At 66.5% G+C, this 13,220-nt stretch carries 12 protein-coding genes; all 12 read left to right on the top strand.

Annotation, left to right across the window (positions count from 1 at the left end; translation table 11 throughout):
* The first annotated feature begins 168 nt into the window (after positions 1-168).
* On the top strand, positions 169-756 hold the full coding sequence (pyrR, locus tag QF047_RS08800; protein ID WP_306633751.1) for a bifunctional pyr operon transcriptional regulator/uracil phosphoribosyltransferase PyrR: 588 nt from the start codon (positions 169-171) through the stop codon (positions 754-756).
* Entirely contained in the window at positions 753-1,775 is a 1,023-nt protein-coding gene (locus tag QF047_RS08805; protein WP_307275742.1) for an aspartate carbamoyltransferase catalytic subunit, read from the top strand. The genes pyrR and QF047_RS08805 overlap by 4 nt, the downstream gene beginning before the upstream one ends.
* Positions 1,775-3,121, top strand: a complete 1,347-nt coding sequence (locus tag QF047_RS08810; protein WP_307275744.1) for a dihydroorotase — start codon at positions 1,775-1,777, stop codon at positions 3,119-3,121. The genes QF047_RS08805 and QF047_RS08810 overlap by 1 nt, the downstream gene beginning before the upstream one ends.
* Positions 3,121-3,642, top strand: a complete 522-nt coding sequence (locus tag QF047_RS08815; RefSeq protein WP_307275746.1) for a hypothetical protein — start codon at positions 3,121-3,123, stop codon at positions 3,640-3,642. Before QF047_RS08810 ends, QF047_RS08815 begins: the two co-directional genes overlap by 1 nt.
* A 5-nt stretch (positions 3,643-3,647) precedes the next feature.
* Positions 3,648-4,928, top strand: a complete 1,281-nt coding sequence (gene carA / locus QF047_RS08820; RefSeq protein WP_307275748.1) for a glutamine-hydrolyzing carbamoyl-phosphate synthase small subunit — start codon at positions 3,648-3,650, stop codon at positions 4,926-4,928.
* The gene (gene carB, locus QF047_RS08825; protein ID WP_306633744.1) at positions 4,928-8,242 is read left to right on the top strand and encodes a carbamoyl-phosphate synthase large subunit; all 3,315 of its coding nucleotides are present in this window, start codon (positions 4,928-4,930) and stop codon (positions 8,240-8,242) included. The genes carA and carB overlap by 1 nt, the downstream gene beginning before the upstream one ends.
* Positions 8,235-9,113: an orotidine-5'-phosphate decarboxylase gene (gene pyrF / locus QF047_RS08830; RefSeq protein WP_307275752.1), complete on the top strand. Its 879-nt coding sequence runs from the start codon at positions 8,235-8,237 to the stop codon at positions 9,111-9,113. The genes carB and pyrF overlap by 8 nt, the downstream gene beginning before the upstream one ends.
* A 131-nt stretch (positions 9,114-9,244) precedes the next feature.
* Positions 9,245-9,562: an integration host factor, actinobacterial type gene (gene mihF, locus QF047_RS08835; protein WP_306633741.1), complete on the top strand. Its 318-nt coding sequence runs from the start codon at positions 9,245-9,247 to the stop codon at positions 9,560-9,562.
* Between the two features lie 48 nt (positions 9,563-9,610).
* Complete coding sequence (gmk, locus tag QF047_RS08840) at positions 9,611-10,207, top strand: guanylate kinase (RefSeq protein ID WP_306633740.1); 597 nt, start codon at positions 9,611-9,613, stop codon at positions 10,205-10,207.
* Positions 10,208-10,222: 15 nt separating this feature from the next.
* On the top strand, positions 10,223-10,483 hold the full coding sequence (rpoZ, locus tag QF047_RS08845; RefSeq protein ID WP_003800778.1) for a DNA-directed RNA polymerase subunit omega: 261 nt from the start codon (positions 10,223-10,225) through the stop codon (positions 10,481-10,483).
* A gap of 34 nt (positions 10,484-10,517) precedes the next feature.
* A complete protein-coding gene (coaBC, locus tag QF047_RS08850; RefSeq protein ID WP_307275758.1) occupies positions 10,518-11,759 on the top strand; it encodes a bifunctional phosphopantothenoylcysteine decarboxylase/phosphopantothenate--cysteine ligase CoaBC in 1,242 nt (413 codons plus the stop codon).
* Positions 11,760-11,846: 87 nt separating this feature from the next.
* Entirely contained in the window at positions 11,847-13,082 is a 1,236-nt protein-coding gene (metK, locus tag QF047_RS08855) for a methionine adenosyltransferase (RefSeq protein WP_306633737.1), read from the top strand.
* The last annotated feature ends 138 nt before the right edge of the window (positions 13,083-13,220 follow it).

Consider the following 13,220-nt stretch of genomic DNA (forward strand, 5'->3'; position numbering starts at 1 on the left):
CTAGGTGGCTCCCGCCACACCTCCAAGGATCCTGCCAGGGGGCGTGGGAAGTGTGACCATCACCGCGTCTTTCCAGCAGGGGCGCCAGCTTGCCCGTGTGGTAATTTTGAGACGCACATGATCCTTTTTTAATTCCGTCCTGTGAGGCGGGGAAAGGGGAGACGAGCGTTGACTTCTGTCACCAGCGCACCGGTTCCAGCCAGGGTGGTCCTCAGCCAGGCGGACATCGACCGGGCCCTCACTCGTATCGCCCATGAGATCCTCGAAGCCAATAAGGGTTCCCGGGATCTCGTCCTGCTCGGCATTCCACGCCGCGGATATCCGCTGGCAGCCCGGCTCGCCGAAAAGATCGCCGCCGCCGATCCCACCGTGGACGCCGCGGCCATCGTCGGCCAGCTCGATGTCACGATGTTCCGTGACGACCTGTCGCACCAGGGCACGCGCCCGCCGTACCCCACCAAGCTGCCGCGTACCGGCATCGACAACAAAGTGGTGGTCCTCATCGACGACGTCCTGTACTCGGGCCGCACCATCCGCGCCGCCCTGGACGCCCTCGTTGACCTGGGCCGGCCCCGCATCGTACGCCTCGCCGTGCTCATTGACCGCGGCCACCGCGAGCTTCCCATCAGGGCAGACCATGTGGGCAAGAACCTCCCAACCTCCTCAACCGAAAAAGTCCGCGTCCGGCTTGAGGAAACGGACACCGCCCCGGGCGGCACCCCCGTCAACGAAGTAGTGATCGAGGGCCGCTCGTGAAGCATCTACTGTCCACCGAAGACCTCAGCCTGGCCAACGCCATCCGCATTCTCGACACTGCGGAGGAAATGGCCGCCGTTGGCGACCGTGAGGTAAAGAAACTCCCCGCACTGCGCGGCCGCACCGTGGTGAACCTCTTCTTCGAGGACTCCACCCGCACCCGCATCTCCTTCGAAGCCGCTGCCAAGCGGCTGTCCGCGGATGTCATCAACTTCGCCGCCAAGGGCTCCTCGGTCTCCAAAGGGGAGTCCCTCAAGGACACAGCCCAGACGCTGTCCGCGATGGGAGCGGACGCCGTCGTGATCCGGCACTGGGCCTCCGGGGCACCGCACCGGCTGGCTGCGACGGACTGGATCGACGCCGCCGTCATCAACGCCGGTGACGGCACCCACGAACACCCCACGCAGGCGCTGCTTGATGCGTTCACCATGCGCCGCCACTGGGCCCGCCTGGCCGGCACCGGGTCCGAGGGCGCAGACCTCAAGGGAATGCGGGTGGCCATCGCCGGGGACGTGCTGCACTCCCGCGTGGCCCGCTCCAACGTCTGGCTCCTGCGCACCCTCGGTGCCGAAGTCACCCTGGTGGCGCCGCCCACCCTGCTGCCCATCGGCGTTGAAAAGTGGCCGTGCACCGTCAGCTACAACATGGACGAAACCCTCGAGCAGGGTGTTGACGCGGTAATGATGCTCCGCGTGCAGGGCGAACGCATGAACGCCTCCTTCTTCCCCAGCACCCGGGAGTACTCCCGCCGGTGGGGCTTCGACGACAACAGGCTGCGTTCCCTGGACACCCTGGGCATGAAGGACACCATCATCATGCACCCGGGACCCATGAACCGGGGCCTGGAAATCTCCGCGGCCGCCGCCGATTCCCCCCGTTCCACCGTCCTGGCCCAGGTCCGCAACGGCGTGTCCGTGCGGATGGCCGCCCTTTACCTGCTGCTCTCCGGGGACACCCGCGAACCAGCCGCCCCCGCCCTGGCGTACGCCGGCACCCATTCCACCAAGGAGAGCAACTGATGGCAGGCAACACCGGAACCTATCTGATCCGCGGCGCCTCACTCCTGGGCGGCGAGCCGGCGGACCTGCTGGTCCGCGACGGCGTCATCGCCGAAACCGGCACCGACCTGACCGCCGAAGGTAGGGCCACTGGCGCCACTGTCATCGACGCCGCCGGCCTGGTGGCGCTGCCCGGCATGGTGGACGTCCACACGCACCTCCGCGAGCCCGGCCGCGAGGACGCCGAAACCGTTGAGACCGGAACCCGGGCCGCCGCCCTCGGCGGGTACACTGCCGTCCATGCCATGGCCAACAGCACCCCCGTGGCGGACACCGCCGGCGTGGTGGAGCAGGTGTTCAGCCTCGGCCAGGCGGCCGGCTGGGTGGACGTGCGCCCCGTAGGCGCCGTCACCGTCGGGTTGGCCGGCGAGCAGCTCGCAGAACTCGGCGCCATGGCCGATTCCCGCGCCAGGGTTCGGATGTTCTCCGACGACGGCATCTGCGTCCATGATCCCGTCCTCATGCGCCGTGCGCTGGAGTACGTCAAGGCCTTCGACGGCGTCGTGGCCCAGCACGCGCAGGAGCCGCGTCTTACCGCCGGCGCCCAGATGAACGAGGGCGAAGTGTCAGCCGTCCTCGGGCTCACCGGCTGGCCGGCTGTGGCGGAGGAAAGCATCATCGCCCGCGACGTGCTGCTCGCCCAGCACGTTGGCTCACGGCTCCACGTCTGCCATGTTTCAACCGCCGGCTCGGTGGAGATCATCCGCTGGGCGAAGCAGCGCGGCATCAACGTCACGGCTGAGGTCACCCCGCACCACCTGCTGCTGACCGATGACCTGGTCCGCAGCTACGACCCCGTGTACAAGGTCAACCCGCCCCTGCGTACCGACGCCGATGTCCAGGCCCTGCGCGCCGGCCTCGCAGACGGAACCATCGACGTCGTCGGCACCGACCACGCACCTCACCCCAGCGAGCACAAGGAATGCGAGTGGGCGCAGGCCGCCATGGGCATGACCGGGCTGGAAACCGCACTGTCCGTGGTGCAGCACACCATGATCGAGACCGGCCTGATCAGCTGGGCCGACTTCGCCCGGGTCACCTCTACGGCAGCCGCAAAGATCGGCCGCCTCGAGGACCAGGGCCGGCCGCTGGAAGCAGGGGAGCCCGCCAACATCATCCTGGTGGACCCCGCCGCACGCTGGACTGTGGAGCCCGCCAAGATGGCCACCATGGGGCGCAACTCCCCGTTCAAGGGCATGGAACTGCCCGGCAAGGTGGTTGCCACCTTCTTCAAGGGACACCCCACCGTGTTGGACGGCGCGCTCAACACCCCCTACCCGCACGCGGCGTCCGTAGGCGCCGCCTGATGGACACCCAGCTGCTCTCGCTGATCATCACGGTCGGCCTGATCGCCGTAGTTTTTGCCCTCATCGGGCTGGGCTGGCGGAACCGCCTTCGACGCCAGGCCGACGTCGAACAGCTGCCGCAGGTGCCCGAGGCACCGGGGGAGCCGCTCAACAGCGCCGAGGGGCAGTACGTTGCGTCCACCACCGGCGGCGACTGGCTGGACCGGATCGCCGTGCACGGGCTGGGCATCCGGACCAACGCCACGCTGGAGGTCTACCAGCACGGCGTCCTCTTTGACCGGGCCGGGGCGCAGGCGCTGTACATTCCTGCGGCATCCCTCACGGGGGTGCGGCTGGACAGTGGCATGGCCGGCAAGTTCGTCGAGAAGGACGGCCTCCTGGTCCTGGCGTGGGTGCACGGCAGCCGCGAGCTGGACACCGGCTTCCGGACCCGCCGCGCAGAGGACAGGAACGTGCTCTTCGCAGCACTTCAGGAATTGATTTCTTCGGCCCCCGCGGCTGATGCCAATAGTGGAAAGTAAGCACAGTGACAACAAACACCGCAGTATCCGCCCCAGTTTCCGCTCCTGTATCAGCTCCCGCTGCGCTCGTCCTTGAAGACGGCCGCATCTTCCGCGGCAGCAGCTACGGCGCCACCGGAACCGCCCTGGGAGAGGCAGTCTTCGCCACCGGCATGACCGGCTACCAGGAAACCATCACGGACCCCTCCTACGCCCGCCAGCTGGTGGTGCAGACCGCACCGCACATCGGCAACACCGGCGTAAACAATGACGACGCCGAGTCCCGCCGGATCTGGGTGGCCGGCTACATCGTCCGCGACGCCGCCCGCCGCCCCTCCAACTGGCGCTCCGAGCGTTCGCTGGACGAGGAACTCGTGGCACAGGGCATCGTGGGTATCCAGGGTGTTGACACCCGCGCCATCACCCGCCACCTGCGCGAGCACAAAACCATGCGTGCCGGCATCTTCTCCGGTGAAGCCGCCCAGGCCTCAGACAAGGAACTGCTCGACGCCGTACTGGCCAGCGCGCCCATGGAAGGCGCCCGGCTCGCTGAGGAAGTCAGCGTGGACGAGGCGTACGTGGTCGATCCGAAGGACCACGGCTGGGACGGCGAACCGCGGTTCAGCATCGCCGCCGTCGACCTCGGCATCAAGGCCATGACCCCCGTCCGGTTCGCCGAGCGCGGCGTCCGCGTCCACGTACTCCCCGCCACCGCCACCCTCGAAGACGTCAAAGCCGTCAACCCGGACGGCTTCTTTATGTCCAACGGCCCCGGCGACCCCGCCACCGCCGACGCCCAGGTCAAGCTCCTCCGCTCCGTTCTGGACGAGAAGCTCCCGTACTTCGGCATCTGCTTCGGCAACCAGATCCTGGGCCGCGCGCTCGGCTTTGGCACCTACAAGCTGCGGTACGGCCACCGCGGCATCAACCAGCCCGTCATGGACCGCCGCACCGGCAAGGTGGAGATCACCTCCCAGAACCACGGCTTCGCCGTGGATGCACCGCTCGACGGCGCCACCCAGGCTCCCGAAGAACGCTACGGGCGCGTTGAGGTCAGCCACGTCAGCCTCAACGACGACGTCGTGGAAGGCCTCGCCTGCCTGGATATCCCCGCCTTCTCCGTGCAGTACCACCCCGAGGCAGCGGCGGGCCCGCACGATGCGGCCTACCTGTTCGACCGCTTTATCGACCTGATGGAAGGCACCCGGGACGGCAGGACCGCCAACCTGTCCAAGGACCCGGTGGACTCTGCACACCCCGCCGGCGCTGAACACAAAAACGACAACAAGACTGAGGACAAGAAGTAATGCCGAAACGTACAGATCTCAAGAGCGTCCTCGTCATTGGTTCCGGCCCGATCGTCATCGGCCAGGCCGCCGAATTCGACTACTCCGGCACGCAGGCGCTGCGCGTCCTCAAGGAGGAAGGCCTGCGGGTCATCCTCGTCAACTCCAACCCGGCCACCATCATGACCGACCCGGAGTTCGCCGACGCCACCTACGTCGAGCCCATCACCCCCGAGGTGGTGGAGAAGATCATCGCCAAGGAACGCCCCGACGCCGTCCTGCCCACCCTGGGCGGCCAGACGGCCCTGAATACCGCCATCGCCCTGGACAAGAACGGCGTACTCGAGAAGTACAACGTGGAGCTCATCGGCGCCAACATCGCAGCCATCGAACTTGGCGAGGACCGCGAGAAGTTCAAGGGCGTGGTGGAACGCTGCGGCGCTGAATCCGCCCGCAGCCACATCATCCACAGCATGGACGAGGCCCTCAAAGCCGCCGACGACCTCGGCTACCCCATGGTGGTCCGCCCGTCCTTCACCATGGGCGGCCTCGGCTCGGGCCTTGCCTACAACGAGGACGACCTCCGCCGCATCGTGGGCCAGGGCCTGCAGTACAGCCCCACCAGTGAGGTGCTGCTCGAAGAGAGCATCCTCGGCTGGAAGGAGTACGAGCTCGAGATGATGCGCGACAAGAACGACAACGTGGTTGTCGTCTGCTCCATCGAGAACTTCGACCCCGTAGGCGTCCACACCGGCGACTCCATCACGGTTGCCCCCGCCCTCACCCTCACCGACCGCGAATACCAGCGGCTGCGCGATATCTCCATCGCCGTCATCCGTGAGGTGGGCGTGGACACCGGCGGCTGCAACATCCAGTTCGCCATCGACCCCGCCACCGGCCGCGTGGTGGTCATCGAGATGAACCCGCGTGTCTCCCGCTCCTCGGCACTGGCGTCCAAGGCCACAGGCTTCGCCATCGCCAAGATCGCCACCAAGCTCTCCCTGGGCTACACCCTGGACGAGATCCCCAACGACATCACCCAGAAGACCCCCGCGTCCTTCGAACCCACCCTCGACTATGTGGTGGTCAAGGTCCCGCGCTTCGCGTTCGAGAAGTTCCCGGCAGCGGACAACACCCTCACCACCACCATGAAGTCGGTGGGCGAGGCCATGGCCATGGGCCGCAACTTCACTGAAGCCCTGCAGAAAGCGCTCCGGTCGCTGGAGCAGAAGGGCTCGCAGCTGGACTTCAGCAGCGTTCCCGAATGGGAAGTCGCTGAGCTCATCGAAAAGGCAAAGCGCCCGACGACGGAACGGCTGCACCAGGTCCAGCGCGCCCTCCTGGGCGGCGCCAGCGTGGAGGACCTCTTCGAGGCCACCAAGATCGACCCGTGGTTCCTGGACCAGCTCCAGCTGCTCAACGAGATCTCCCGCGAGATCCGCCAGGCAGGGGCGCTCACGGCTGACATGCTCAAGCGCGCCAAACGTCACGGTTTCTCCGACGAGCAGATCGGCAGCCTCACCCACAACTCCGAGGCCGTGGTCCGCGGAGTCCGGCAGGCACTGGGGATCCGCCCCGTCTACAAGACCGTGGACACCTGCGCTGCGGAGTTCGCCGCGTACACCCCGTACCACTACTCGGCCTACGACGAGGAGGACGAGGTAGCGCTGCACTCCAAGCCCTCCATCCTGATCCTCGGCTCCGGTCCCAACCGCATCGGCCAGGGCATCGAGTTCGACTACTCCTGCGTCCACGCCTCAATGGCGCTGCGCAAGGCCGGCTACGAGACGGTGATGGTCAACTGCAACCCGGAGACTGTGTCCACGGATTACGACGTCTCCACCCGCCTGTACTTCGAGCCGCTGACGCTCGAGGACGTGCTGGAGGTCATCGCGGCCGAGGAACGCACCGGCGGTGTCATGGGCGTCTTCGTCCAGCTCGGCGGCCAGACCCCGCTCAAGCTCGCCCAGCAGCTCGCCGACGCCGGCGTGCCCATCCTGGGCACGTCCCCGGAAGCCATCGACCTGGCCGAGCACCGCGGATTGTTCTCCCGCGTTCTGGACAAGGCCGGCCTGGTTTCCCCGAAGAACGGCACCGCTGTTTCCTTCGAGGACGCCAAGAAGATCGCCGACGAGATCGGCTACCCGGTCCTGGTCCGCCCGTCCTACGTGCTGGGCGGCCGCGGCATGGAGATCGTCTACGACGAGCCCAACCTGTCCCGCTACATCGCCAACGCCACGGAAATCACCCCGGACCACCCGGTGCTGATCGACCGCTTCCTGGAGGACGCCGTCGAAATCGACGTCGACGCCCTCTTCGACGGCACTGACATGTACCTGGGCGGCATCATGGAGCACATCGAGGAAGCCGGCATCCACTCCGGCGACTCCGCCTGCGTCCTGCCGCCCATCACCCTGGGCACCAACGTCCTGGAGCGGGTGCGCACCGCGACCCGCGCCATCGCCGAAGGCGTGGGGGTCCGCGGCCTGATCAACATCCAGTTCGCCCTGGCTTCCGACGTGCTGTACGTCCTCGAAGCCAACCCGCGGGCGTCCCGGACCGTGCCGTTCGTTTCCAAGGCCACCGGCGTACAGATGGCGAAGGCCGCTGCCCTGATCGGCACCGGCGTCACCATCAACCAGCTCCGCAGCGCCTACAAGATGCTGCCCGAGGTGGGCGACGGTTCCACGCTGCCCCTGGACGCTCCCGTGTCCGTCAAGGAGGCAGTCCTGCCGTTCAGCCGCTTCCGCACCCTGGAAGGCAAAGTGGTGGACTCCCTGCTCGGACCGGAAATGCGCTCCACCGGCGAGGTCATGGGCATCGACAAGCACTTCGATACCGCGTTCGCCAAGAGCCAGGCAGCGGCCAACAACGCGCTGCCCACCGAAGGCAAGATCTTTGTCTCCGTGGCCAACCGCGACAAGCGTTCAGTGATCATGGGCGTCAAGCGGCTCTCTGACCTCGGCTTCGAGATCGTGTCCACCGGCGGCACCGCCGACGTCCTGCGCCGCAACGGCATCCAGGCCACCCCGGTCCGCAAGGTGGCCGAGGGCAGCAGCGCCGAAGGCGAAGGCACCATCGCGGATCTTGTCATCGCGGGCGAAATCGATATGGTCTTCAACACGCCTTCGGGCGGCGAGGCCCGCAGTGACGGCTACGAGCTGCGTGCCGCCGCCACATCCATCGGCATTCCCTGCATCACCACGGTCGCCGAGTTCAACGCGGCGGTCCAGGCCATCGAAGCCATGCGTACCTACGAATGGTCCGTCACGAGCCTGCAGGAGCACGCTGCCGCCTTGGCCGAGTCCCAGAAAGCGGCCCTGCAGCATGCCTGAGCAGGTACCCGGCACCCAACTGGTACCAGGCGCCGGCCGGGAGTCCTTCGGCTCCCGGCTCGGTGCCGCCATGGCTGCCCGCGGCCCGCTGTGCGTCGGCATTGACCCGCACCCGTCCCTGCTGTCCGCCTGGGGGCTGAAGGACGACGTCGAAGGCCTCCGTGCTTTTTCGCTCACCGTCCTCGACGCGGTGGCCCCGCTCGCTGCCGCAATCAAGCCGCAGGTGGCGCTGTACGAGCGCCACGGCTCCGCCGGAATGGCCGTGCTGGAAGAGGTCCTGGCCGTAGCCCGGGATGAGTCCGTGCTGACTATTGCCGACGCGAAGCGCGGCGACATCGGCTCCACCATGGCTGCCTACGCTGACGCCTGGCTCCGGGACGGTTCCCCGCTTGCCGCCGACTCGGTGACCCTCAGCCCCTACCTGGGCTTCGAATCGCTGCGCCCCGCGCTGGATCTGGCAGCCGAAACCGGGCGCGGTGTTTTTGTCCTCGCACTGACGTCCAACCCCGAAGGGCCGTCAGTCCAGCACGTGGGGGGAGCTGATTCCGTGGCACGCCGCATCGCGCTGGCTGCCGGCGGTGAAAACCTCCGATACCCGGGGGACATGGGCTCTGTGGGACTGGTGGTCGGTGCCACCGTGGGCTCCGCCCTTGTGGACCTGGACATGGATCTCGCCGCCGTGCGCGGCCCCATCCTGGCACCGGGCCTGGGTGCGCAGGGGGCCACCCCGGCCCATCTGCGCGCCACCTTCGGCAACGCCTATGCGCAGGTGCTGGGTACCTCCAGCCGGGACATCCTCGCGGCCGGTCCCGAGCGCGGGGCACTGCGGGACGCCGCCCGGCGGACCCTCGACGGATTGCGCGGCGAATAAGGGTTGCTGCCTGCCAACAGCCGGCTGTTTCCCCCGGATGCATTGATTCGAGCAGCACCAAAGGGTAGTTTCAGGATACGTCCAAGGGCGGCCGCCCTTGGACGTATCCGCCGAAATCGGGGGTGTCACCCATGGTGCTGCGACCCTTATCCGCGTCCGAGCGCACTGATGCCTTAAACAAGGCGGCAGCGGCCAGGGCAACCCGGGCGGCGGCCAAGGAAAGCCTGAAAAACGGCGAGAGGTCCGCGTCCCAGATCATCAATTCGGCCATGGAAGATGAAGCCATGGCGCGGATGAAGGTATCGGAGTTGCTGGAGGCTTTGCCCGGCATCGGTAAAGTCCGGGCCGCCGGCATCATGAAGCAGCTCGGTATTGCGGCTTCCCGCAGGCTCCGGGGCCTCGGCGTCCACCAGCGCCGGGCGCTGGTAGATTTTATAGACGAGAACTAGGGCTGGCCCGCGGGCCAGCTCACCCCGAACTCCGGCATAAAGGAATACGTGAGCAAAAAACCTGGACTGACAGTCCTCGCAGGTCCGACGGCTGTTGGCAAAGGCACCGTGTCCACCTTCATCCGGGACAATTACCCGGAGGTCTGGTTGTCGGTATCTGCCACCACCCGGGCGCCCCGGCCAGGTGAAATCGACGGCGTGCACTACTTCTTTAAGTCCAAGGAGGAGTTCGAACGCCTGGTTGCCGGAGGCGAGCTCCTGGAGTGGGCAGTGGTCCACGGCGAGAACACGTACGGCACCCTGAAAAGCACCGTGAACCAGGCTATCGCCGAAGGACGCTCAGTGCTGCTGGAGATCGACCTGCAGGGAGCCCGCCAGGTCAAGGCGGCCGTTCCGGACGCACAGTTCGTCTTCCTCGCACCGCCCAGCTGGGACGAAATGGTCCGCCGGCTGGTGGGCCGCGGCACTGAAACTCCCGAGGAACAGCAGCGCCGGCTGGAAACCGCTAAACTGGAGCTTGCTGCTGAACCGGAGTTCGACCATACCGTCATCAATGACGACGTTCGCCGGGCGGCGGACGAGCTTGTTTCACTCATGGGGCTGACCCCGCATCCGCACGGAGCGCGGGAAGCGTCAGCCCGCTAGTAATTTGGAGAATTCGTGTCCACGAACCTTGAAGGCATCATCAACCCGCCGATCGACTCGCTGCTCGAAGCAGCCGATTCCAAGTACGGCCTGGTGATCTTCGGTGCCAAGCGTGCTCGTCAGATCAACGCCTACTACGCCCAGCTGCACGAGGGCCTCTTCGAGTACGTCGGCCCCCTGGTTGACACCAAGCTGAACGAGAAGTCGCTTTCGATCGCCCTGCGCGAGATCAACGAAGGCAAGCTGGTTTCCACGCCGATCGAAGCCGCGGAGTAATTCCGCCGCCTGACGTGCTGTTGACGGAGTTCACGTGCGCATAGTCCTCGGAGTCGGGGGAGGGATTGCCGCCTACAAGGTGGCATCGCTCCTCCGGCTTTTTACTGAAGCCGGCCATCACGTCACAGTGATCCCCACGGAGGCGGCCACCCGCTTCGTGGGAACCGCCACCTGGGAAGCGTTGTCCGGAAACCCGGTCAGCAACAGCGTTTTCGACGACGTCCACCAGGTCAACCACGTCCGCCTGGGCCACGAAGCGGACCTCGTGGTCATCGCCCCGGCCACTGCCGACCTCCTGGCCAAAGCAGCCACCGGCCAGGCCGGGGACCTCCTCACCAACACCCTGCTGATGGCCCATGGCCCGGTGCTGTTCGCCCCGGCCATGCACACCGAGATGTGGCAGCACGCTGCCACCCGCGCCAACGTGGAAACCTTGCGCGGCCGCGGCGCAGCGGTCCTTGAGCCAGCTACCGGCCGGCTGACGGGGGCCGACTCCGGACCGGGCAGGCTGCCCGAGCCCGAAGTGATCTTCGACGCCGCCATGGCCCTGGTCCAGGGGCAGTCTGACTACCAGCTGCCGCTGGCGGGGAAGACCGTGACCATCAGCGCCGGCGGAACCCGCGAACCCCTCGATCCGGTCCGGTTCCTCGGCAACAGGTCCTCCGGCAAACAGGGCGTCGCACTGGCCGTCGCGGCACGCAATGCCGGGGCAACAGTGCGGCTGCTCGCGGCCCACATGGAAGTTCCCCCGCCGGCCGGGGTGGAAGTGGTGCAGGTGGAGACTGCCCTGCAACTGCGCGAGGCCGCAATGGCCGCCGCTGCCGATTCCGACGTCGTCATTATGTCCGCCGCAGTGGCCGACTTCCGTCCCGCAGAGGTCTCAAACACCAAAATCAAGAAGCGCGACGACACTGCCGATCCCGTGATCACGCTGGTCCGCAACCCTGACATCCTGCAGGAGCTGGTGGAGCGCCGGAACATCGCAGGAGCAGGGGAGGGGCAGCAACTGATCGTTGGATTCGCCGCTGAAACCGGGGACAGCCAGGGCGATGTCCGGGCATACGCCGAAGCGAAGCTCCAGCGCAAAGGCTGCGACCTGCTGGTGGTCAACCACGTAGGCACCGACAAAGTTTTCGGCCAGGACACCAACTCCGTGGTCATCCTGTCCCGTTCCGGCTCCGAACCACAGGAGGCGGCCGGAACCAAGACAGAAGTTTCCGCCGCCATCATCAGCCGGATCGGCTTCGAACTGAACCACGTTTCGCCCCGCGCCTGAGTGTTCGGCGGCCACGTCCGCTTAGCACGAGGACATCTCCTGACGTCCCCTGCGGGGTGTACGGATTCCAACAAGTAAGGTAGTTGAGTGACTTTACCGCTGCACCTTCCCCCGTCCCACGCGGCCACGCCCTCCGCGCTCCGGCTCTTCACCTCCGAGTCGGTCACCGAGGGCCATCCGGACAAGATCTGCGACCAGATCAGTGACGCCATTCTTGACGCCCTGCTGGACAAGGACCCGGAATCCCGCGTTGCCGTGGAGACCATGGCCACAACAGGCCTGGTCCACGTGGCCGGTGAGGTCACCACCGACGCCTACGTCGAAATCCCGCAGATTGTCCGCGAGACCATCCTGGGCATCGGCTACGACTCCTCGGCCAACGGGTTCGACGGCGCCCGCTGCGGTGTTTCCGTGTCCATCGGCCAGCAGTCCAACGACATCGCCGGTGGAGTCTTCAACTCCCTTGAAGCGCGCGAGGGACGCCAGGAGGATGATTACGACCTCCAGGGCGCCGGCGACCAGGGCCTGATGTTCGGCTACGCCAGTGACGAGACCCCGTCCTACATGCCCACGCCCATCTGGCTGGCACACCGGCTCTCGGAGCGGCTCACGGAAGTCCGCAAGTCAGGCCAGCTGGCCTACCTCCGCCCGGACGGCAAAACCCAGGTGACCGTGGGCTATGACAAGGACCGGCCCGTCTCTGTCGAAACCGTCGTTATCTCCAGCCAGCATGCTGAGGGCGCAAGCCTGGAGCAGCTCCGTGCAGACCTTGCCTCGATCGTGATCGAGCCCGTCCTGGCCGGTGCCAACCTGGACATCTCCCGTGCTGCGAACATTCTGAACCCGGCCGGCGAATTCGTGATCGGCGGGCCCGTGGGCGATGCCGGCCTCACCGGCCGGAAGATCATTGTTGACACCTACGGCGGTATGGCCCGCCACGGCGGGGGTGCCTTCTCCGGCAAGGACCCGTCGAAGGTGGACCGCTCCGCTGCATACGCCATGCGCTGGGTCGCCAAAAACGTGGTGGCCGCGGGACTGGCCAAACGTGCGGAGATCCAAATCGCCTACGCCATCGGCCAGGCCCGCCCGGTGGGAACCTACGTTGAAACCTTCGGTACCGAAACGGTGGACCCGGCACGCATCAGCGCCGCCATCGCGGAGATCTTCGACCTTCGGCCCCGGGCCATCATCGACGCCCTGGACCTGAAGCGGCCGATTTACGCAAAGACTGCCGCACACGGACACTTCGGCCGCGACGATCCGGATTTCACCTGGGAGCGCCTGGACCGCGTTGACGACCTGAAGGCGTTCTTCAACGCCTAGGGCAACCGGTGTGCTGTGCCGGCGGGACAACGCCCGCCGGCAGGAATGTCAGTGCCTGATGGTCTACTGACTGTGTCCACCCAGGCAATGTTGAACGGAGGTAGCCGCTGTGGTTGCTGACGATTCGGCACAACCGCT

Source organism: Arthrobacter sp. W4I7, assembly GCF_030816215.1.
In the GTDB taxonomy this organism is placed as follows: Bacteria; Actinomycetota; Actinomycetes; order Actinomycetales; family Micrococcaceae; genus Arthrobacter; species Arthrobacter siccitolerans_A.